24 protein-coding genes are annotated in these 23,080 nt (G+C 38.6%); 7 read left to right on the plus strand and 17 right to left on the minus strand.

From position 1 onward, the window contains the following. Window positions 1-22 precede the first annotated feature (22 nt). Window positions 23-1,150, plus strand: coding sequence for a hypothetical protein (locus A0256_19750; protein ID AMR33495.1), 1,128 nt, complete (start codon window positions 23-25; stop codon window positions 1,148-1,150). Window positions 1,151-1,256: 106 nt separating this feature from the next. Here A0256_19750 and A0256_19755 read toward each other — a convergent pair whose 3' ends face one another. After that, complete coding sequence (locus A0256_19755) at window positions 1,257-1,640, minus strand: hypothetical protein (protein AMR33496.1); 384 nt, start codon at window positions 1,638-1,640, stop codon at window positions 1,257-1,259. A gap of 306 nt (window positions 1,641-1,946) precedes the next feature. Between A0256_19755 and A0256_19760 the strand changes: the two genes are divergently transcribed. Beyond that, window positions 1,947-3,545: a hypothetical protein gene (locus A0256_19760; GenBank protein AMR33497.1), complete on the plus strand. Its 1,599-nt coding sequence runs from the start codon at window positions 1,947-1,949 to the stop codon at window positions 3,543-3,545. A gap of 10 nt (window positions 3,546-3,555) precedes the next feature. On the opposite strand, the gene A0256_19765 is transcribed toward A0256_19760, so the two are convergent. Both A0256_19765 and A0256_19770 read right to left on the minus strand, forming a co-directional pair. After that, window positions 3,556-3,771 carry a hypothetical protein gene (locus tag A0256_19765; protein AMR33498.1) on the minus strand — a complete coding sequence of 72 codons (216 nt, stop codon included), beginning with the start codon at window positions 3,769-3,771 and terminating at the stop codon, window positions 3,556-3,558. An 808-nt stretch (window positions 3,772-4,579) separates the two neighbouring features. Further along, window positions 4,580-4,846, minus strand: a complete 267-nt coding sequence (locus tag A0256_19770; GenBank protein AMR33499.1) for a hypothetical protein — start codon at window positions 4,844-4,846, stop codon at window positions 4,580-4,582. Window positions 4,847-5,161: 315 nt separating this feature from the next. Here A0256_19770 and A0256_19775 point away from each other — a divergent pair, with 315 nt between their 5' ends. Continuing rightward, complete coding sequence (locus tag A0256_19775) at window positions 5,162-5,506, plus strand: hypothetical protein (GenBank protein ID AMR33500.1); 345 nt, start codon at window positions 5,162-5,164, stop codon at window positions 5,504-5,506. A 57-nt stretch (window positions 5,507-5,563) separates the two neighbouring features. Next, window positions 5,564-6,169, plus strand: a complete 606-nt coding sequence (locus A0256_19780; protein AMR33501.1) for a hypothetical protein — start codon at window positions 5,564-5,566, stop codon at window positions 6,167-6,169. Window positions 6,170-6,230: 61 nt separating this feature from the next. Here the strand turns inward: A0256_19780 and A0256_19785 are convergent, their stop codons facing one another. Then, window positions 6,231-6,881, minus strand: a complete 651-nt coding sequence (locus A0256_19785) for a DNA-binding response regulator (protein AMR33502.1) — start codon at window positions 6,879-6,881, stop codon at window positions 6,231-6,233. A 56-nt stretch (window positions 6,882-6,937) separates the two neighbouring features. Next, window positions 6,938-8,446, minus strand: coding sequence for a hypothetical protein (locus tag A0256_19790; protein ID AMR33503.1), 1,509 nt, complete (start codon window positions 8,444-8,446; stop codon window positions 6,938-6,940). On the opposite strand from A0256_19790, the gene A0256_19795 reads away from it, so the two are divergent. After that, window positions 8,432-8,689, plus strand: coding sequence for a hypothetical protein (locus tag A0256_19795; protein AMR33504.1), 258 nt, complete (start codon window positions 8,432-8,434; stop codon window positions 8,687-8,689). The genes A0256_19790 and A0256_19795 overlap by 15 nt on opposite strands. A gap of 3 nt (window positions 8,690-8,692) precedes the next feature. On the opposite strand, the gene A0256_19800 is transcribed toward A0256_19795, so the two are convergent. After that, window positions 8,693-9,778, minus strand: a complete 1,086-nt coding sequence (locus A0256_19800; GenBank protein ID AMR33505.1) for a hypothetical protein — start codon at window positions 9,776-9,778, stop codon at window positions 8,693-8,695. Window positions 9,779-10,241: 463 nt separating this feature from the next. On the opposite strand from A0256_19800, the gene A0256_19805 reads away from it, so the two are divergent. Next, the gene (locus A0256_19805) at window positions 10,242-10,523 is read left to right on the plus strand and encodes a hypothetical protein (GenBank protein AMR33506.1); all 282 of its coding nucleotides are present in this window, start codon (window positions 10,242-10,244) and stop codon (window positions 10,521-10,523) included. A gap of 102 nt (window positions 10,524-10,625) precedes the next feature. Beyond that, window positions 10,626-10,904 (plus strand): hypothetical protein, encoded by a 279-nt coding sequence (locus A0256_19810; GenBank protein ID AMR33507.1) that lies wholly within the window; start codon window positions 10,626-10,628, stop codon window positions 10,902-10,904. 381 nt (window positions 10,905-11,285) lie between these two features. Here A0256_19810 and A0256_19815 read toward each other — a convergent pair whose 3' ends face one another. From A0256_19815 to A0256_19865, 11 genes are all read right to left on the minus strand, one after another. Further along, complete coding sequence (locus A0256_19815) at window positions 11,286-12,434, minus strand: hypothetical protein (GenBank protein ID AMR33508.1); 1,149 nt, start codon at window positions 12,432-12,434, stop codon at window positions 11,286-11,288. A gap of 67 nt (window positions 12,435-12,501) precedes the next feature. Beyond that, window positions 12,502-12,684, minus strand: coding sequence for a hypothetical protein (locus A0256_19820; GenBank protein AMR33509.1), 183 nt, complete (start codon window positions 12,682-12,684; stop codon window positions 12,502-12,504). 71 nt (window positions 12,685-12,755) lie between these two features. Next, a complete protein-coding gene (locus A0256_19825) occupies window positions 12,756-13,313 on the minus strand; it encodes a phosphoheptose isomerase (GenBank protein AMR33510.1) in 558 nt (185 codons plus the stop codon). Window positions 13,314-13,319: 6 nt separating this feature from the next. Continuing rightward, entirely contained in the window at window positions 13,320-14,324 is a 1,005-nt protein-coding gene (locus A0256_19830; GenBank protein AMR33511.1) for a hypothetical protein, read from the minus strand. Between the two features lie 42 nt (window positions 14,325-14,366). After that, entirely contained in the window at window positions 14,367-15,737 is a 1,371-nt protein-coding gene (locus A0256_19835) for an undecaprenyl-phosphate glucose phosphotransferase (GenBank protein AMR33512.1), read from the minus strand. A 204-nt stretch (window positions 15,738-15,941) separates the two neighbouring features. Next, window positions 15,942-17,276 carry a UDP-glucose 6-dehydrogenase gene (locus A0256_19840; GenBank protein ID AMR33513.1) on the minus strand — a complete coding sequence of 445 codons (1,335 nt, stop codon included), beginning with the start codon at window positions 17,274-17,276 and terminating at the stop codon, window positions 15,942-15,944. 42 nt (window positions 17,277-17,318) lie between these two features. Then, window positions 17,319-18,209, minus strand: a complete 891-nt coding sequence (locus A0256_19845; protein ID AMR33514.1) for a hypothetical protein — start codon at window positions 18,207-18,209, stop codon at window positions 17,319-17,321. A gap of 38 nt (window positions 18,210-18,247) precedes the next feature. Continuing rightward, window positions 18,248-19,129, minus strand: coding sequence for a hypothetical protein (locus A0256_19850; protein ID AMR33515.1), 882 nt, complete (start codon window positions 19,127-19,129; stop codon window positions 18,248-18,250). Between the two features lie 20 nt (window positions 19,130-19,149). Continuing rightward, on the minus strand, window positions 19,150-20,586 hold the full coding sequence (locus A0256_19855; protein AMR34629.1) for a lipopolysaccharide biosynthesis protein: 1,437 nt from the start codon (window positions 20,584-20,586) through the stop codon (window positions 19,150-19,152). Between the two features lie 68 nt (window positions 20,587-20,654). Beyond that, a complete protein-coding gene (locus tag A0256_19860) occupies window positions 20,655-21,875 on the minus strand; it encodes a hypothetical protein (GenBank protein ID AMR33516.1) in 1,221 nt (406 codons plus the stop codon). Continuing rightward, entirely contained in the window at window positions 21,872-23,044 is a 1,173-nt protein-coding gene (locus tag A0256_19865) for a hypothetical protein (GenBank protein AMR33517.1), read from the minus strand. The genes A0256_19860 and A0256_19865 overlap by 4 nt, the downstream gene beginning before the upstream one ends. Window positions 23,045-23,080 lie beyond the last annotated feature (36 nt).

Raw genomic sequence — 23,080 nt, forward strand, 5'->3', positions numbered from 1 at the left:
CTTAATATCCCCATTTACAATTATGGTTATAGAACTACGCGGTGTTGAATTTGTAAACAAAGGCGCACAATTAATGATGCAAGCCATCATCAAAAATATCCGCGAAAACTACCCGAAAGCAATTTTGACCATGCAGATAGGTGCCAAAACACCAAAAGTAAAATTGCTGCAAAACGGCATCAAGGTGAAATTTAGCAATGAGAGGTCTAACAGGATAGGTGCATTTATACCTGGATTTATAAGGCACATGGCAGGTTATTATCTTGAAAAGGAAGTCGACATTGTATTAGACGCCTCAGGCTTTGCTTTTGGAGACCAATGGGGCACTGCTTATGCAGAACGCAGGATGGGTTCCAAAATAAGTAAATGGCACAACGAGGGGAAAAAAGTAATTCTACTGGCCCAAGCATTCGGCCCGTTTAAATCTGAAGATCTCAGAATTGTAATGAAGAAGATTATTGTAAACGCTGATCTGGTGTTTGCCCGCGAGGACGAATCATACCGCCATTTACAAGAAATCGCCTCGCTCCCAACAATTAAACAATCAGCCGATTTTACAAATTTGATAAGCGGTTGTTTACCTGCAGATTTTGATGCCCATAATTTCCAGGTAGCCATTATACCAAATTACAAAATGGTTGATAGTAATGCCGCAAAGCAGGATGTATATATCAGTTTTATTAAACACGCTATTGCTAAAACTCAAAGCCTTGGTTTAAAGCCCTATTTTCTCATTCACGAGGGCGTAAAAGATCAACGACTTGCCGAAGAGGTTAACAGCCACTTAGACTTTCCGCTAGATATTATCGTAAAAGACGATCCACTGGAGATCAAAGGCATAATTTCCGCAGCTAAATTTATTATTTGCTCCCGCTTTCATGGTGTGGTAAGCGCATTGAGCCAAGGTGTACCATGCATCACAACCAGCTGGTCGCATAAATACGCTATGCTTTTAAAGGAGTATGATTTTGAAGAGGGTTTGATTCAAGACCTCACCGATTTTGAAAAACTAAATACATTGGTTTTTAATTTGACAAAACAGGCTCATCGCCAACAACTTTCAGAAAAACTGTTGAAGAATAGCCAAATTCAGAAAATAAAATCAGCACAAATGTGGGAAGATGTATATCGGGTGATAGATAGCTACTAAACCCGGGATTTGCGTTTTAGCTCAACGAGCCTAGTTTACCTAGTCAGCGCTCATTTGTTCTGAAACAATAAAAAGACGATTATCTTGCGAGAACATGATGATCGCCTCACGAGTTGATCACTGAAAATTGAGGCTGACTTTTTCTGGCAATCCTTTCTGTAAGCGTAGCGTTGTAAGTTTCCAATAACTGAATATACTTATCCTGCCAATACGACTCATCGTCCGTAACGGCTGCTATGGTATGAAAAGTCGGCTTCGGGCGTTGGTCTACATCAAATTGATCAGCGGTAAACAATTCCGGAAAATCTTTAGAAAAATCATGGCGAACAATCAACCCTATTTTGTAAATTACATCATACTTCACATTCTTACTTTGAAAGTAGTTATAGATAGTTCGCCGGTTTACATTTAAGCCAGCAGCTAAGTCGGTTATACTATAACCATTCTTTCTTACTATGTACTCAACAATCTGTCCGTAATGCTTCTCCATAATTACATTTTTTCTGCTTCATCCGAACAACTTTGAAGCCAATAAAAGCGCTTTAAACCTTGAGGTTGTATCGAATGATACACATTTCTCGTTGATTAAAATTTTGTTTTTGCGGTTACAAATATTGACTAAAATATAGTTTCTCTACAATTACAACAATTAACCCCGTATCATTTAATGGCCAATATGTGTGAAATAAATACACCTTTTGTCCTTTTTTGTTATCAATCCGAGAAAAAAACCAAACTTTTGGGTTAATTCTTCCGTACAAAACACCAATCTATTGAATTACTAAAAACACCCCAAATGATTAAAAACTACCCAAAAAGTTTAATGGCACTGGTATGTGCTATCGGCTTAACCTTCGGATCCTGCAAAAAAGATTCGTTAACCCAGGAAGCGGCGAGTAATTCGTCATCATCTTTTCCTTCAAACACGTTGGCAACAACATCTCTTCAAGATCACTCAGGTTTGTCCAGCTCGTTTACGTTGGGCGTGAATGGCCATCCACTTGGCGACATTGCCTATTTGGGTGTCCCGGCTGCTAAGCAAATTGAAATGATCAAAAAAATGGACATGGGCATTTACCGCATCAATATCCATACATTAAGTGATGGATCATGCACCGTGCCAAAAATTTTACAGCCTCTTTTGGATGCAGCAGCAGCAGGTAATATTACCTTGTTGCCCTTGTTGACACCAAGAACGCTGAGCTACAACGATTCTGAAGCAGACGCCTACCAAAAGGGAAAAACCCTTGGAGGAAACTTTGCTGCAAAATATGCTTCAGTATTTAAGTTTTACGATATGGGAAATGACCTAGATGTCGCCTCTATTTTACCGGGCAAAGACGGCCGTGTTACGGAGGATTACAACCTAAACAAACTTAAGGTTATTGCAGCATACTTAAAAGGAATGAGCGAAGGCATACATGCTAATGATCCGGATGCACAAACGATGATCTCAGCGGGCTGGGTACACTGGGGCTTTATTAAATACTGCGAAAACAACGGTGTTAAATTTGATGTACTTGCCTATCACTGGTACTCGGATATGGAGGCGGCCATTACTAGAGCTAAGTCATTAAAAATTACTGATATCACCATTACATTAAATGGTTTGTTTCCCGGTAAACCCATATGGATTACAGAGACTAATTTAAGGCCAGACAACCTGAGCACACTGGAAACCGAACAAAATACTTTCCTGACCAGTTTTATTGCAAAATGTAAAGCTAACCCTACCGTTAAAGCGGTGCTGGTTTATGAATTGTTTGATGAACCTTATAAAAACGGAGATGAAAAATACTATGGTATAGCTAAATGGACCTCGCCTTACCTTACCTGGATTAATAAATTAGTTGCTGACACCTTCGAAAAATTGAGTGCAAAGCCTTCCAATACAGAGGAAAGTAAACCTGAACCAGCAACGGCGCCCGCACCCGTAACGGCACCTGCACCTGCACCGGTTGCTGTTGATTTAGTAACAAATTTGGTAAGTTACACTGCCGCTAAACCCGTATTGGCTAAATTAACCACAGGCAGCACTTACTACCTAGACAGGGATTACCAAATCAAATCGATATCCGCTTCTTTAATCAACGCTTCATTAATAAAAACAGCAAATGATGATAAGCTTAGCACGTCAAAGTCTTTAATCTCCTTTAAATTAAACCGGGCTGCCACCGTTTTTGTGGCCTATGATACCCGCGCAAAAAAAATACCAACCTGGCTGCAAGGTTTTTCTAAAACTACCGAGAAGCTTGGAACAAACGACCCGAAACTGGCTTCTTTAGCCATTTATAAAAAAGACTACCCAGCGGGCACATTTACCTTGGGTGGAAATCTTTCAGACTCGGCTACTGGCGCACTATGCCAATATGTTTTGATGGTGAACGAAAAATAAAGGCGACAATTTAACTGAACAAAAAGAGCACCCGGGTAATACGGGTGCTCTTTTTGTTTAGATAGTAGCAAGATTTACTGCGTAGTTTATTTAAAAACGCATAAAAAAACCCCGGTTGTAATACCGGGGCTTGGGCGGGGAAATTAGTCAATAGTGCTTTTTTATACGTCTCCAGCCTGAAAATAGTTGCAATTACCCAAAAAAAAACCCTAAGGAAAAAATCCAAAGGGCTTATCTATTGACTAAAGAACACCCCTGCCCTTTAGTGTAAACAAACTTAACACTAATTTAATTAGTTAAGCAAATGAATTTAATTATTTCTTTGCGCGGCCAATGCTCGCCTGGATAGTATTTATCTAAACCGGATTCACTTTGGTTTCAAAAGCGCCGACGTACCTGCCTAAGCCCGGACAATAGCCGACAGCATCTTATAACGCGGGAAAATATGAGCAATTTTTCACACTGCCTACACCTAGCTAGGAATTATTCTCCAATTGATTTGTAAAACTTATTCAAACATTTGTAGCAAATATACTTGCGTAACGGCACCAGCGGGGCGCAAAACTTGAATATAAAATTACGGCTTACACGTGAAACATCTTTACTGTTGCATTTAGGGCAGCACACCGAAATGGAAGTATGCTGTTTGATAGATCGCAATGCTGTATACATAGGCTTGTTTTAATTATTTAAAAATACTGTCGTTCGAAATAAATCCATTACAACTTTTCATTTCGTTCCAAAAATGTAAAACTTGAGAATTTTTTATTGCAGTATCCCGAAAGGAAGTTTTAGGCAGGTTAAGAGCGAATGATGAAAATATGAACTGCTGATTAAACAGAATTAATGATACAAAGAAACCCATGCATCAAATTGATTCATTTAAACAATACAACTATGAAAAGTAGGTATTACAACCCAGACAACTAGTCACTGCGGTCTGTTGAACCTTAGCTAAAACGTCGTTAAAGAAAGCAAACTGAATATCGCATTGGCGTTAAGTAATGACTATTCAAATTTTATAGCATGTATTTTCAATAGCTTATGCCAAATACTTTCTCATAAGCTTTAGCACATTGCAGTCTGATTGAATCCGGTAAGTCGGAATTTTCGGTAAATTTGAAAAATAAATGGTCGAAGCTAATATAGTCGATGACAACATGGTTCGATATGAGATCATCTGATGTATGATCGCCATCGCCACGGTGCGACTTGAACCACCACCAATTTTCAGTCTGAATTGCTTCTAATTCATCAATAAAATTGGATACCTGATTTATAAATTGCTGCCCTGGGTACATCATATCTTCAATTTAGGCCGATCGGGCTAATATAATGCCACCGAAAGATCTTTCGGACTGTTGTTCCTGATTTCGGGAAAGGTATGATAATTTGTACCAGAAATATTACAAAAACGGCTCAAACAAATGTGCTAACAGAAGCTTATATTTTAAATCATGTGTTTATTAAATAAATTAATCTATGGTTTATGATTTTTCAATAATAATTCCCTAATTTAAGCCTCTATTAAATTAATTATTTTTTTCGGGTCGGCACCTTTTTTTTGATGGCATGCTGCCAATTTTATTTACAGATACATTCAATTTTTTAAGAAAATGATACGAAACAGTTCAGAGATCATCGAGGCAGTAAGATTGTTAGAAAACAATTTGGAAACCTGCCAGCCCGTTAGCGCGTTGGGTATTGATAATCACAAGCAAATTATGATTATGATTGAAGTGATATCGGTACGCTGTACACAAAGCTGGATAGATAATAAGTATTTGACCTTTCCACAAAACATGCGGGAAAAACTAGAAAACACTGAATGGAGAACTGCTACTGATGCAAGAGAATGGCTTGATGGACAGTTTGAAATTGAAGATTTGTTATATCCGGATAAAATGTCGCAAAAAGGCTGGGCTACTGTTTTGTCTGGAACAATTATGAATAATCAATAACAATTTTTTGATTGTTAAAAAGGTTCAAGGTTTTTTACTTATCGTTTAATAAAAGAGATGGACAAACACTACGGAAATATTGTAGCTAAAATTTTGGCGCAAAATGGATACATCATAGGTGATATAGCCGAAAAACTGATGGTGAATACCAGAACTGTAAATAATTGGCTTAAAACTAAAAATCTGAACGTAACGGTCATCGCTACAATTGGCAATGCCATTAACTACGATTTCAAATCTAAACTGCCAGAAGTATTTGTAAACAAGCGGCCATCTAAAATTTTTATTGTGGACGACGCCGAGCTTGACAGCGTTATTGTGAAAATAGGGCTGAAACAGGTTCTTGGAAACCTTGAAATCGAAGTATTTAATAATGGCGACGATGCCATAAACAAGTTATTAGAAATCAGCATTAACGACCCCTCATTATTCCCAGACTATATATTTCTAGACCTACATATGCCGGTGATGGGCGGATGGGAATTTTTAGACGCTTATCATCGATTAAATATTGACCCGGAAAACAAAATCAGGATTTATATTTTAACATCTTCAATATCCCGTAAAGATTTAACGCGCTCTATTTCAAATCCATTAATTGCAACATTCCTTTCAAAACCTATTGAATTGAATACCATCCGGTCGATTTTTTGCGGAGTGTAAGTATTTAGACTTCAGCGGATTTGTTGGTAAACAATGCTAAAAATAGGTTTTCGACAACGGTCTAATTTATAATTCCGTTTACTACGGCAAAGCGAACTAAGGCAGCAGTATTACGGGCACCGGTTTTGTCGATGAGGCCTTGACGGTATCCTTCAACAGTACGCTTTCCGGTAAATATTTTGTCTGCTATTTGTTGGTTGGTGTAGCCCTGAGCAATTAATTCAAGTACTTCTACTTCTTTTTCAGAAAATTCAAGTCCATGCGGTGATACGCGCTCTGTGCGATCAGAAACTGTCAGCATCCGGTTTAAAATCTTCGTCGATAACTGGGAAGCGACATATTGATTGTTTTTTGCTACATGTTTTATGGCAAAAATAAGTTCATCTGCGCTGATGCTTTTTAAGAGGTAACCGGCTGCACCTGCCCTAAAAGCCTGCGCAACATATTGTTCGTTATCATGTGCACTTAATACAATTGATTTAATCTGTGGATAGTTGGCTTGCAAGTTACCTACAAGTTCCAGCCCGTCCATCCCCGGCATACTTATATCCGTAAGCAATATATCGGCTTTGATTCCGCTATCAAGTAATTCTAGCACGGATAAGCCATCAACCGCCTCTGCTACGACATTATAAGTGGGCTCTTTATCCAATAAAGCTTTAATACCAGACCTAATGACATTATGGTCATCCGCAATAAGTATGTTAATCATATCATAAAAACTAAAACCCTCAATCTGGACTTTGCAATTTAGCCGTTCGTTTTTATTTATAAATCTAAAGTTATGGTTACAGCAGAACCTTCCCCAATCACTGAATGAACCTTTACTTTACCATTGTAAAGTGCGAGCCGGTTCCCTATACTAAGCAATCCTGATCCTGTCGGATTAGCTGCTTCAGCACTATAATTAAAACCTTTACCGTTATCATTAACTTTAATAGAGATCTCATGGCTTAATCTTAGTTGTATATCTACTATTGTAGCACCAGAATGCTTGATGCAGTTGTTAATTAATTCTTGTATTATGCGGAAGATATTTAATTCCAACGCCAATGCAGGCCTTTCAACATCTTGGAAGCAAGCGATTCTAATATCCATATTGGCCGATGATAACCTGCCTGCCAATTCGTTTAGCGTAGCAGGCAATCCAAATTCAACCAAAATGGATGGTGCCAATGCAAAAGATATATTGCGCAGATCACTTATCGCCTCGTCAACCAGCACATCAATTTCGGCCAGGCTGCCTGTTTCATTTAGGACAGGTTTTAACAGGTCAATCTTCATCTTGACGCCATACAACAATTGGCTTACACTATCATGCAGCATATGGCTAATTTGCCTCCGTTCGTTCTCACCAGCTTGTAAAATAGCCATAGATACCTGTCGTTGCTGATTGTCTTTCAGTTCTGTCTCCCGTTGCTCTGCTAAAACTTGTTCGGTTACATTCATAATAATACCGGCAAGACTCTTACTGCGTGTAATATTATTCAAAAACTGGCCTTTAATTCGACCGTAACATATTTTCCCATCTTCGGTAGGAAACCGGCATATTACGTTGATTGGAACGTCAGAATCTATTGCAAGTCTAAAACTGGCTTGTACCATGTTCTGGTCGTCCGGGTGGATATATTTTATAAATGTACTATAAAGTCCATCGAAACCTGAAACCGGTATTGGACACAGTATTTTGTTAGACAGCAACAGGTAAAACCTCATCGTATCAGTTTCCAGCTCCCAAGTCCCTGCATGAGATGCCTCCAACGACATCTCCAATTTCTCTTTAAATTGCTCTACAACATAAACATTTGGTGTTAATGTGCTGATGTTTGTAAACGCGAGATAATAAGCTATCGGCCCGTTATCGTTTGAGCCTATTCCATCCACACGAACAGCTTGCACCTTATCGCCAGGCAGTATTAAATCTAACTCCAAAAAATTTCTATCGTTTCCGGTACTTAGGGAATCTAGAAAATCATTCAGATCACTTAGGTAAGTACGTTCTACAAATTTTGAAAGCTTTTTTCCAACCAATTCGGCTATACTCAATTCAAATAAACTGGCACCCGCCAAATTAACCTGTCTAATAACACCTTCTGCGTTCAGTAATAAGTACGGGAAAGGCGCAAAATTATATACGCTAAAAAAAGGAGATTCTTGCATTCCGAACCCATCTTTTGCATTTCCTTTAGCTGCACCATGTCCATTAGAACCGGCTGCGAGGTCGATTGCAATGATACCTTTTTCTTGACGTGATCTTGAACTTTGGGGATTATTCAAATCAATTATAATTACGGTAATAAAATGAGTAATGAATGTAACATAATTGATGCAAAATTTGTTTCAACCAAGGTAGGTCAAAAAATTGACATTGCACAACAAGCTAAGCCTCATGTAATATTAGCAATTAAGCGAATAATCATACGACTACCGTTTTGCTACACGAAAATGCCAGAGTATAAACAAAATCAATTTGTTTATACTCTGGCATTAAAATTGTTATTGTACTATTGCGAGATGTAGTCTTTACTGTGCCGAATTAGATAAAAAAGTTTTTGATAATGTTTTGTCCAAGTGATTAGTATATTGGGTAGCCCATTTTAAAATACCGTATGTTCTCTCTTGAGTACTTTTGTATGGTTCGTCAAATAATTCGTAAACCATAGCTACCTTAACCTGAGGATTTGCTTTACATTTAGCTACAAATTTTGTCACAAAAGCGTTTTGATCTGCTTCATTGGTTGTACTTGTTGCTTTATATCTAAAGTTGAATTCCGTAAACCATATGGGTTTAGTAGGGAACAATGAGGATAATTTTAAAGTAATATCCGGAATGCCCGGCCCTTTTGGCGCAGCATTTTCCATATCAGAGTACCAATTATAGCCTACAACATCAAACTTAACACCATACCATTCGCACATGCGTAAAAAACCATAATGCAACCAACCTGCTGTAATCATAGTTTTAGCACCGGCATCTTTAGATTTAATGCCCTCGTCCATACCTTTCAAATAAGCTGCTACGACATTAAATTTTGCTGTAATATAATGAGCTTGACTTTGACCAGTTGTTTGTGGCAATAAAAGAGGCAATTCAAGATCATTTCCTAAATTATAATAAGTGAAATATTTGCCGTATTTAGCAGCAAAATTTGCCCCTAGCGTTTTCCCTTTTTGATAGGACGTGGATTGGGAATCATTATAATCCATTGTGCGCAGATAAAGCATAGGTAAAATCTTCACGCCACCTGCAGTAGCTGCCGCTTGCAGTGCCTCTAACAATTGGGAAGCGGACGCAGTACCATCAGATGTAGTTTGAACGTTTAACCTATACCAATTCATGCCCCTATCTTTCAACATTTGAATTTGTTTTGTTGGAGAAGTTGCGAGGTAAGGGGCATCCCCCATATGGCCGTTTATACCAAGAGCAAGTGTACTGCCTGATAGGTTAGAGACAGGGGCGGTTGAAGCAAGCATAAAATTTGCCGGCTTTGATACATAGGTTGCTTCTTCTGCAACCGGTTCAACATCAATTTCCTTTTTGCATGAAGCGAAGGTTACAACGCTAAGGCACGTTAGTAGCAAGCCTTTTTGTAAAGTTGTTTTAAGCATAAGTTATTTTTGTGTGTTAATCAATAGTTCAGGTTGTTAACGTTGCCTGTAATAGGAATGTTGCATTAGAATGATTTTTTTTGAAACAATTAAAATAAGACGAGGTTATAATGAGAAATATTGTAAAAAAAATATGAGTATTTTAAATATTTAGCATTAATTGCAAAATTCAAAACAATACAGGTCCAGTTGTGTGAAATAGTATGACTTATATTTTCATATACCTCACAAACGGTCCAAATTTTAAATTCCGAGTAATAAATTCATAAAAAATCCATAGATTAAAGGAAGGTTGAAAGCTAATGCATCACCTAAGCTTTTAAAAAATACATCGTATTTTCTGATTTATTTAATGTTTCAGTGTTCAAGACTACCTGAATTTGCCCGATAACTGTATACCATAGTGTTACCCTGACACAGGGTACTTATAAACACTGCTGTGTATTTTAGTAACATGAGTACGATGACACCTTTCAAGGTTAATATAAGCTATTTTGGTTTTAAGCTAGCCTTCCGTGTATTCCAGATAGCGCAAAAAAATAACGTTGAAATTTATGAGCTTAAGTGTGGCGGCCTTAACTACGTTGTAATTAAAGAAAACCTCAGCTGGTCGTTTATGGCTCAGTTAGATCCTTGCCAGGAACTAAAAGATGTTATAATTAAGAGGTTAAAAAAAAGGGCGATTAATATGCGTTTACCACACAACTATATTGCACCATCTGACGCTGTTTTACCAAATGTATAAAAGCGTGCAACTTGCACAATTAGGGTAACGAACAACCACAATACCCTGTTAAGTAACATCGATTTACAGTAAAATGAGTAAATTTAGACTTACTTATTTACTATGAAAAACTTCAACATTACCTGTAATATAAACAATGAATCTCAAAAGTTTAAACTGATATTCAGGCAATCGGCAATAGCATCATTCTATATCTATAAAAATAATAAGTGGATAGGAACATTGTGCAGAAACGATGGTGATCAATACAGATTAATATCTTATAGCAGGTTCTCTATTTCACAAATTGATGTCGATGCAATAGGCAAACAAATAGATAGGCAAACCTGCTTACAACATCTAAATCCTAATAAAAAGGACTTAGTATTGCGGGCAGCATAAAGTCCCAAATTGCTTTCGGCCTGTACAAAAAGAATAGGCCTAACTATTTTGGTGATTCTTCAGCCAAAACGCACTAACGTTTGATCAACCGCCAGTTTTATGAAGATTGAGCAAAACAAAGATCAAAGTGGAAACTAAATTTGATTTTATCAGCAGCAAACCCTGCTGCCGGTAAAGTAAAATAGTCACTGTAAAACTGAGTCAACCCTACATTACCCACTATATAATAAGCCGGCCATATAATTGTGGGCGGCTTTTATTTTTGACACCTATCCACTATAAATTATTTAGAATACAAAAAAAGGCCGTCCTTTTTGAGGGCGGCCTTACTTTAGTTTGAGTTTATTGTAGTTTAGTTAGTTTTCAATATTATATAAGGTGTTAAGCAATAACCGTAGTACTATGAAGATAGGATTGTATAAGGCTGCTTACTTTAAAAGGACTAATATTTTTTAAACAAATATTATCCTCGCAAATAAATTTACCGCATCCTGTGATCATATCACAAGGAACGACCTGGTTAAGCAAGGTGACCTGACCTTCGCTAAAGCTGTATGGTTTCCAAACATTAATGTTCGACGTACCACTGAATAAAATGAAAGATTTTACTCTGAGCACAGCGGCGATATGAGAAAATCCAGATTCGAGCCCCATAAACAAACTGGATTTTTTGACTATATATATAGATTGGGGAATATTATAGGAACCAACACAATTCACCACATTGGGCATGTTGGCAATTGTTTCAATCTCTTCTGGAGTGGCATCCTGCGATGTACCCAAAACATATACGGTAATATCCTTGCTTACCACCTTTAGGGTCTCTATAAAATTCTTTACGGGCCATTTTCTCGACTGGGCCCCCGCACCTAAATGCATCACCATATATTTGTCAGGAAATACTTGCGCGGTTACCGGTTCACAAGGGATGTCGTCTACATTCCAAAACTCCGGAAAATTAATATCAGGCAGCTTCAGGTAGTCAAAAAGCGGCTTTATCAAATCCGATGCATGACCATTAGCTTCAAATGGAAATAGTATATCCAACAGGTCACCGCCGCCGCCAACATTATAACCGGCAAATAATTTATGACGGGTGAAGAACTTTAAAAAAATGTTATTCCTCAGATCTCCCCGTACGTCAAAAATAAGATCTGTATTGATTTTTTTAAGTTGCTTTATAAAAACAGGATAACTCCCCTTCTTACCCCTTGCAAACCATGGCGCATCAGCAACAGTAACCGTATCAACAAATTTCAATTTGCTTGCAATTGCAAAATTTTGACTATTTACAACCAGGTTGATCTTATAGTTAGATAAAACTTTTAGCTTTTTTATAGCTGGCAACATCAAAATCAAATCGCCGATATGGGCAAATTGCACTATTGTTATTTCCTTTATTGCTGATGGATCAACCGTCTTTTTGTTGAACGGCTTATAGAAACTATGGAGCAGCTTGTCTGCTAGTTTAATTACCTTTATCTTCTTTTGCGAAAAGTCGGGGTAAAATCTGTATTCAATTTCGTTCATGGCAAATTTGTTATAAACGCTTTACTATTAAGGTTGCATTGAATGAACTATTTGGTCTAACGGGAGCTTAATTAGCATTCATCATGCTAATTAGGGCTGTCGAAGAATGCCCGTCTATAAAATCAATAGTCCGCACAGCACCACCATTAGCTAATACCTTTTTCGCACCGATAATATTTTCTATTCTATAATCCGCCCCTTTAACCAACACATCGGGCAATATAGTGGTGATGACTGCAGCGGGGTACATAAGATGAGTGATAGAGCATCAATTTAATGCGCTAATTCTCCAATAACTATGCTATGGGTGTGAGACGATACCTATTCGAAAAGATCGTCGACTGCTTTGCACAAAATATGCCCTATCAAGATATGCATCTCCTGTACGCGTGCAGTAACTTGCGCAGGCACAACAATGTTAATATCGCAGACATCATTCATCTTGCCACCACCCCTACCAGTTAAGCCAATAGTTTTACAACCAGCTTTTCTAGCCACTTCCAAAGCGTTCAAGATTGATTGGCTATTACCACTCGTAGATATGCCTATGAACAGATCACCGGGTTGTGCAAAGGCTTCTAACTGTCTTGAGAATACAAACTCATAACCATAGTCGTTAGCTATTGCGGTTAAGGCTGATGTATCTGTAGATAACGCCAGGCCTGGTAGTGGTTTTCTTTCTTTAACAAACCTGCCGGTCATCTCTGCGGCAATATGCTGCGCATCGGCAGCACTGCCACCGTTGCCCGCCAAGTATATTTTGTTACCGTTTTTGATAACATCCTGGATCAGCAGGCAACTTTGTTCTATAGGCGCAGTTGTATGTTCTATTAAATCCCTTATTGTTTGAAGGTGATCATTAAGTTCTTGTAATACCATAATTAATTAATTTACTGGCTGTAGGTTATTTGAATCTTTTTCAATATCCATAATTATCTCGTCAATCGTAACGGTAGCGCTACCAATTTGCCGTAATACAACAGCGGCTGCATGATTGGCAATTTCACACGATTCTACCACGCTAAATCCTAATGCAACAAAATAGGATAGAGTTGCTAAAACTGTATCACCAGCACCTGTAACATCAAAAACCTCGGTGGCCTTAACTGGCGAAGCAGTTATACCATCTTGATTAAAGATCACAATGCCTTCTTCAGATAAAGTTACAACTAAATTTTCCACCTCAGTTTGCTCTATAATTATGTTTGCGGCAACCTGCAGTGCATCTGCCGAATCTAAACTCTCGAGCTTAGCCGCAACAGCCAGTTCACTCCTATTGGGTTTTATAATAAACGCACCGCTGTATTTTGAGTAATTATTCCCTTTAGGGTCTATGATCACTTTTTTACCGAAACGTTTGGCAACTGAAATAATATTCCGCGTTAAGCTTGGTGATAAAAATCCCTTGTTGTAGTCAGATAAAACAACAACATCAGCGTTTTCAATCAATGTAGTTAATTCGGTAATCAAATCATTTTCAGCAGCAGCACTCAAATTATTGGTACTTTCCTTATCAAGTCTAGCAAGCTGATGTCCGTCAACAAGTATTCTTGTTTTAACGGTCGTTGTCCGGGTTTTATCTTTAACAATCGCGTCTGTACTGATACCCTCGCTATGTAGAATGTCCATTGCCTGTGCGCCGGCTACGTCGTCTCCAATTGCGGCGCTTACAGCTACTTCTGCACCAAGAACTACCAGATTTTGAACCACGTTACCAGCACCGCCCAAGGTAAAATTTTCTGTTTTTAAATTCACCACAGGTACCGGCGCTTCAGGTGATAAGCGGTGAGCTTTGCCGTGTAAATAGTGATCGATCATCAAATCACCAATAACCAATATTGCCGGCTGCCTATTTATAGACCGCGCATTTTTAATTTTATCTGTCAACATTTTTTTGAGAATTAAGAGTTGAAAAGTTTTGTTACTTTAATGCTAATACGCATTTTTATCGCCTTTGATCACTTGAAAAACGGTCATTAACACAATTTTCAAATCCAACGACATAGACCAATTTTCCAGATACCAGATGTCGTGCTCAACACGCCTTTGCATCAATATCGGATCTTTTGTTTCGCCCCGATAACCACTTACCTGTGCCCATCCGGTAATGCCCGACTTCAGGAAGTGCCTAACCATATATTGATTAATGATCTTGCTGTACTCATTGGTATGCGTAAGAATGTGTGGTCTGGGGCCTATTACACTCATCTCTCCTAAAAACACATTAAAAAATTGTGGCAATTCATCCAGGCTTGTCTTGCGTAAGAAACGCCCTATTTTTGTTATACGATCATCATCGATCGTAGCTTGCCTTTCGCCAGCATTTACCTTCATGCTGCGGAATTTATAGCAAACGAAATCTTTATTGTCTTTACCGCTTCGAAGTTGTTTGAATAAAACAGGCCCCCGGCTTTGCAGCTTAATTAGCAAACCAATAATAGGATATAACCAGCTTAGTAAAAAAATAATAACCAAAGAGCTGAAAATAATATCGAACAATCTTTTCTTAACGCGGTTACCAATTTCCTCCAATGGCTCATCGCGGTGACTTAACACTGCGAACTCACCCATATAACTTACCTTTAAATGATTTACTAGGGAAGCCGACATGTCCGGAATCAACTTAAGCCTCAGGCATTGTTTCTCCGCTTCCATTTGAAGCAAATTGTACTCGTGTAACCTATCTGGAGATATAGATAAATAGATGTCCCTGATACCACTTGCCGCTGCAGATTCTATCTGGCTCACAATAGATGGTAGAACACGGCCATTACTATCCAGATACGAAGCGTTATCCTGATCAAGGAAACCTTCAAAAGCAAAATGACTGTCACGCTCTTTAAAGAAACTGGCTAGTTTCAATGCAACGTCGTTATTGCCTATAACAGCTACAGAGCGGGCAATCTTAAAGTACTTTTTAAAGATTGTTTCTGATACGAAATATAGGTAACTATTAACCATCATACAAGGCAGCATAATGAGGTAGAAGATTACCGTTGAACTGAATGCGTATTCTGCACCTTTTGAGATAAGAATATAAGGTAAGAATAGAATTGCGAACAGGGTGAAGCTTTTAAGAGTTAACGAAAAGCTATTTTGACGGCTGTGTAAAAATTTGCGGTTATATAAACCAAAATAAATTGCTGTAAATATCCACAGGTAATTAGCCACAATTAGCTGGCTCGTAAAGTTATTTACGCCGAAACTATTGTGGCTAAAAGCTGTGATGAATGCAATATTTGTTATGAGAATATCAATAACGGACATGGCCAAATAGACCAAATATAAGTAGCGTGTTTTCATGGGTATTTATGTAAATAATTTCAAGTATTGTTATACAAGTGGTGTTTTTAAAATCAACATTTTAATAAAGTGATCAAAACGTTATTAAATGCATTTTTATCTATACCGTAATTATGAGCAATTATACATCCATTTTAGTCATAAAACAGTACGCGAAATGTTGTTGGACCGTTATTGTGAAAAAGTGTGAACCTTTTTCTTATATTAAAGGGCCCTTTCCGTTTTCATCTCTCCAATGGCTTTGCGGCCTACACTATTGTAGTAAAAACCATGGTCAATCATTTGCTCTAATCCGAACAAATTCCTTCCGTCGAAAATCACTTTACGTTTAAGTAATGAGCCAACCCTGTCAAAATCCGGGTTTCTAAATACGCTCCATTCGGTAAGTATCAATAGCGCATCTGCCTCTTTTAAGGCATCATATTGGTTTTCGGCAAAGGTTACCTTGTCGCCAAGTAAATCCTTTACGTTAGCCATTGCTTCCGGGTCATAAGCCACAACATTTGCGCCGCTCTGCAACAAAGCTTCAATAATCTCCAAAGCAGGTGCTTCACGGATATCATCAGTTTCGGGTTTAAAAGCCAATCCCCATAAGGCAAATGTTTTGCCGCTTAATTCGCCTTTGTAATACTTATTGAGCTTATCAACCAGTATAGTTTTCTGAATGGCATTAACATCCATTACAGCGTTTAATATTTTAAAGTCGTAAATATTCTCCTCAGCGGATTTTGCCAGCGCCTGAACGTCCTTAGGGAAGCAGCTGCCACCATAACCAATACCCGAGAATAAGAATCTTTTACCTATTCGCTCATCTGCACCAATTCCAAGTCTTACCATATCAACATTTGCGCCTACCCTTTCACATAAGTTAGCTACCTCGTTCATAAAAGAGATTTTGGTGGCCAGGAACGAGTTAGCCGCATATTTTGTAAGCTCTGATGAACGCTCATCCATAAAGATGATAGGGTTACCCTGGCGTACATACGGTGTGTAAAGTTCAGTAAGAATTTTTTTAGCGCGGTCATCCCTGGTACCAATAACAATACGATCGGGCTTCATAAAGTCTTCAATAGCAACGCCTTCCCGTAAAAACTCTGGGTTAGATACAACTGCAACTTCTACATCTGAGTATTGTTCAAAGATTGCCTTCACCTTGTCTGCTGTGCCCACAGGTACAGTTGATTTGGTAACAATTACCTTATAGGAAGAGATGATTAAAGCTATATCTCTGGAAGCACCAAGTACATAAGTTAAATCGGCAGACCCGTCTCCACCCGGAGGCGTTGGCAGTGCTAAAAATATAACTGCTGCATCATTAACGGCTTCGGCCAAATTAGATGTAAAACGAAGTCTCTCTTCCGTAATATTGCGGTGAAGCAATGTTTGTAGCCCTGGTTCGTAAATAGGAGATTCGCCATTCCTGAGCATCTCTACCTTTTGTTCATTAATATCAACGCAAGTAACATCGTTACCCGTTTCTGCTAAACATGTGCCGGTAACCAAGCCAACATAGCCGGTACCAATAACTGCAATTTTCATAGTGTGTGTATTATATTAAAAATATTTTTTGTTTGTTTTTTGTTACTCGCGCTGCGCGGATTTGCCCAGGCTAACCATGAACTTTTCGCGAGCGGTGACGATAGACAGATAGTATCTGATGTAAAACACTAGTAGCTTTTGGGCTACATGCATTTGTTTCCCTTTAGATAATATTAATGGAATGCTTTTAATTGGCGGCCTAAGGTCATAAAGAAACTTTACCGCCGATTGAAAAAAATTGCCTGAGGTATTACTAAAGTTTGCTTGCCCACCCCCAACTCGCTTGGCTTTTTTTACAAGCTCGGCCAGGTGATGCCTTGCCGGGTGGTTTACAATCACTTTATCTGAATATTGAATTTGGTAGTTTGCATTACGTGCTCTTACTGCCCACTCATAATCGCCGCCAGACAACAGATCCTCCCTGAAATTGCCTACTTCATCAAAAACGCTTCGTAAAGAAAACATATTTGCAGTTACACCTGTACCATCTTGCTCTACGTATATATCCTGGTTAAAAGCATACACGGTTTCATACAGCTCGGCATTAGTTAGTCTGTCAGATTTGTAATACAAGCGAATTTTACCTGCTATACGCGCATAGCTGGCATCTTGTTCAAAAGCCGATACCGCATTGCTGATCCAATCTTCGTCAGGTATACAGTCTGAATCTGTAAAGCCGAGGATTTCGCCAATGGCAAGTTTAATTCCGGCGTTGCGTGCAACGTAAGAGCCTGGTTGGCTTTCAACAACTATTTTGCAATTTTTAGGGACAAAATAGTTTTCCGGAACTTTATCTGCTGTGTAATTATTTACGACAATGATTTCAAAGAAATTGGCATCGTAAGTTTGATTAGCTAAAGATTGAAGGCATAAGGATAGCCTAGCCCAATCTTTGTAAGTTGGAATAATGATCGAAACAAATTTCGGAGTCATGATATTAAAATAAGTGGATTGTAATTATCATTTAAAGCCTATTTCACTTGCTTTAAATACAATTTGGTTTTAAACTTCATCTGCTTGAGCAGGCTCACCCGCAATTTATATTGCTGCAGCAGGCTATTTGCATACGCCGGGAAGCTGGAGTAGTTGCTTGTAATTTCTGTATAGATGTAATTATCAATAGCCGCATGCAATTCGGGGGTAAGCAAGGAGCGGTATCTTAGTTCATTCTTTATACGCAGGCGCAAATTAATGCGGTTGTTCATTATTTGCTTTAGCTTTTCCTTATCAGTTGTTTTAGACACGGAATTAGCAGAGAAATGGATAATGGTATTTAAATTTTTATCTACGCTTATCTTAGATTTATTTTTTAACAGCCGGAACAGAAGATCATATTCTTGCGATGAACTAAGATTTTCGTCCCAACCGTTCACCTGCATCAGCGAACTTTTGCGCCATAGGTTAGAACTCGTAATACCCAGATTGGAAGTAATAAGCCCCTTCCAAATATTACTGTCTGTACGCCTGGTAACTTCAGTATTATTACTATGATACTTTAACAGGCACTCCCCTGCAATTACGTCGGCATTTGTATCAACTGCAATTTTAAGCTGACCCGTTATTTTCTCGGGAAGCAGTTCATCGTCGGCATCCAAAAACTGTATCCAATCACCTTTTGCATTTCGCAATCCATAATTACGGGCAGCTGGCGCACCTTTTTTTGACTCCCTGAAAACTTGAATGAGGTCTGGGTACCTGCACTGCTGATCTAGTAAAGCGTTAAAAGTATTATCGGTTGAGTTGTTTTCAACAAGTATTATCTCAACTTCTTTTAAAGACTGGGCAATTACGCTTTGTATGGCGCGATCGATAAAACCTTCGCAATTATGACAGGGAATAACTACTGATACCATTTTCTTTTTATTGATGTAAATTAGTTTTTCCTAAATCCTTTGTATAACGTCAGCAGCTCTTCTTTCATCAACAGCCAAATACTGAGCCCGTAACAAGCAACAGTGATCGCGCCTATTATAATGTAATTTATACCTATCGATTTGAAAAAATACGTTACAAGAGCTGTAACAATTGCGGCGATAACCGGAGCCTTAATCGCAATCAGAAACTCAATGAAAGTAATTTTAATAGGAATAAGAAAATTAAAGGTATACTGAGCAAAAAGAACTACAACAACCTTGTTCAGCAAAATAGCCCAGGCAGCACCTGTTATACCGTAGTAATAAATGCCTATTGCCAATGATGGTAAAAATATTAGCGCTTTTAAAACTTGCTGCTTCATTTCAAGCCCTGGCTTACCCAGGCCTCTCAATAAGGCAGTGTTGCCACTAACCAATATATGCAACATCACTGATAACGATAAGATCTGCAGCGGCGCCACTGTTTCGCTCCACTTGGCACCGAATATTTTCACGACAAACTGCTCGCCCGAAACGATAAAATATACCATTATAGGGAAAATGAACAGGCAGTTGAAAAGAATCACCTTAAGATAATATCGCTTTAAAGCAGTGGGGTCTCCTTGCTTTTTACCATAAATTGGATACATTACATTGTTTATCACTGCCATCAATCTGCTTCTGAATGTATCAGTCAACACAAATGCAAGTGTATAAATACCCAGGGATGATGCACCTAGTAACTTACCAATAAGCAGGTAATCGATATTATTGTACAGGTAATTTAATATGTTTGAACCTGTGGTATATACGCCGAAGCCAAAAACGTCCTTAAACGCTTGTTTATCCATAATGAACGCCGGTTTCCACTTGGTTGCGTTAAAAAATAATGGCATAGCGAACAAAACTGTTGCCACTGAGTTAAATACCAGCGACCAAACCCCAGCACCCATTAAAGCCATAATTAAAGCTATGGTGCCCGCCAGTATGTTTGAAGTATTATCTATAAAGGCAAGTTTCTTAAAGTTCATTTGCTTGGTTAGCTGCGCCTTATGCACCAGGTTCACCGGACTGAACAATATGCCGATACTTAAAACCGGTATAATTTGCTTTAGCATTGGTTCGTTGTAAAAACTCGCGGCAAGCTGCGCAACACCCAAGCTCATGATAAGATACAAGAATACCGACCAGATAACGCCTACCCAAAATGCAGTGTGAAAATGTTCGTTCCGCAGATCTTCTGCTTTTCTTTGTACCAATGCGGCACCTACACCTAAGTCATTTAACACCTGAACAAAACCGGTAAATACAACTGCCATACCCACAAGCCCAAATTGACTCGGAAATAATAATTTAGCAAGTATAAGCTTAAGGCCAAATGCAAAGGCTTGGTTAATAATCATTTGGATAAAATTCCAAACGATGCCGCTTGCTACTAACTTCTTATCAGTTTGTATAATTGGCTTTTTTAAAGTAGTCTCCATTTAATATAAAATAATTAAGGGTAGTGCCTATAAGGCCTGGCCTAAAAAACAGGCATTTCCTCTTCTTTTTCTTGAGGCGCAACTGAGGCAGTAATTGATTTGTATAGGGCGCTGTGGTTATCAATGTATTTGTCTACAGAGAACTTACCAGCCTCGTTAACGCAGCTTAGTTTCTTTTCTGCGAGTTCGCCCCTATTGTTTAAAATGTGTGTTACCTGGGTTAATAATTGCCCGGGTTCCGGCGAAAACATCCAGGAACTATTTGGGCTATAAAGCTCTTTTAACCCACCCCTATCCGATTGAACCACCGGTACCATGTAAGATAATGACTCGATTACAATCCGTCCAAAAGGCTCATTCCACAACGCAGGTACGATCAAAACATCAATATTGTTATAAAAATCGACCGGTTTTGCTACGCCCAGGAATTCATATTCAATATCTGCAAGCTTCGCCTTTAGTTCGTTAATAAACTCAACATCACCCTTACCGGCGAATACCAGTTTAACGCTAGCTTTAAGTTGTGCAGGTAATGAGCTGATTTCGTTTACCAGGTATTCCACACCTTTATCCACATCAATGCGACCGATATAACCAAAGACAACTTTAGCCGACGGCGCGTTTATCTTGAGCGAGCATTCGGTTGTATCAACAGCATTATAAATAATACTACTATGGCTTCGCACATCTTTGCTAAAAGCACTGTACTTATTCAAAATAAAATTACTGATGCCAATGAAATGATCCGGGTATTTAAAAAAGCGCTTTTTGATTGTATTAGTAACTCCGCAAGGCGCGCACAGCGATTGGCAGTTACCATTATTATACATATTGCATTTGTGGCAAAGCATATAATAGTCGCGCATGGAGTGCACCAACGGAATATCAAGTGATTTAATAGTGCGCCACAAATAAGGCGAAAACCCTTGAATACTATTGGTATGTACAATCTCAGGCGCTATGCGTTTTAAGATCGCTTTTATTTTATTATGGTACGAAAAATTGCAAGTGTCTATGAGATGCCAAAGCACCTTAGTCACCGGCGAACGTTTTTGTTTATCGTAGCTATTAAAAATATTTTTTTGTTTTATACTAATCACTATTACGCCGTTCACCCGGTAAACCTTATCTGCTAACCCTGTGGTGAGCACATAAACGTTGTTGCCCGCTGCCCGCATGCCTTCTGCAAGAAGTTTTACCGAAATTTCGGCACCGCCAACAAACGCCGGAAAATAGTAGGTATTAGTAATTAGGATTCTCATGCAATGATAGCTTTCTGCGTTAATTTCTCAACCACCTCATTAGGTGTGCGGTTGGCCAGTTCATATTTTTTTAGTACAAACTGCTTGATCTTTGAAACGAAGGCACCTTCGTCAAATGATTCGGCGTGGCTGCGGATGAATTTGGCATCAAACTCCAGTGTTTCAAATTTGTTGATGGCATTTGTTAAAGACTCTTTAGTTTGCTCTTCAAAGAACACCGCTGTCGATTTTAACGAGTCACCTTCATATGGGATCATTGTTTCTGTCACCCCGCCTTTACCATAGGCTATTACCGGGCGGCCGGAAGCATTAGCCTCCAGAGGGGTTATTCCATAATCTTCAAGCTGGGGGAAAATAAATGCCTTACAGTTTGCATAAACGCCTGCTAATTCTTCGCTGTTTAAGCCACTCAAAAAGGTAATGTTCGGGCCAGATTTCTTCTTTATCTCGCCTTCCATGGTTCCTTTACCAACAACAACTAATTTTTTGCCAGGCATTGCTATAAAGGTGTCAACTACCATATCTACCTTTTTATAAGGCTCAAAGCGCGACACTACCAAATAGTACTCACCATCTTTGCCGGAAAGGAAAAAGTTGTCGCATTTAACCGAAGGATTAATGATTGCAACTTCATTTTTTGGCTGATATGCTGCTTTAATTCTTGGCAACACTTCTCTCGAGTTGGTAATGAACCAGCTAGTTTTATCTGCAAAGCCCTTATCTACCCCTTTTAAAAAGGTCAGAATTTTGGTGTACACAAATTTCTTCAAAAAGCCAGCGTTAAATACTTTCTCGTAGGACTCGGTGCTCCAAACCAGGCGGAACGGGTTATGGCAATAAGTGATGATTAATGCTTTTGGGCTGGTTTTAATGTATTTAGCACAATGTGTGGTTGATTGCAATATGATATCGTAACCGGTTACATCCAACTGCTGCATTGCTAATATGCCAAGTGGAAAATAAAATCTTTTACAATTTTTTTCGCTGTGAATGATTTTACCGAACCAGCTGGTTTTTACTTCGCAATCTTTAAACTCTGGGTAGGTATTTTCCGAATCGTAGCTCAATGTGTAAACAGGCGCTTCAGGGAAAGCGTTATGAAAGCTCAGGGCAACCTGCTCGGCGCCACCTTTACATACAAGGTTGTCGTGTACAATTGCTATTTTCATGGTTTTTTTTATTGGTTTAATAAGTAGATGTGAATA

This window comes from Mucilaginibacter sp. PAMC 26640 (genome assembly GCA_001596135.1).
Classification (GTDB): Bacteria; Bacteroidota; Bacteroidia; order Sphingobacteriales; family Sphingobacteriaceae; genus Mucilaginibacter.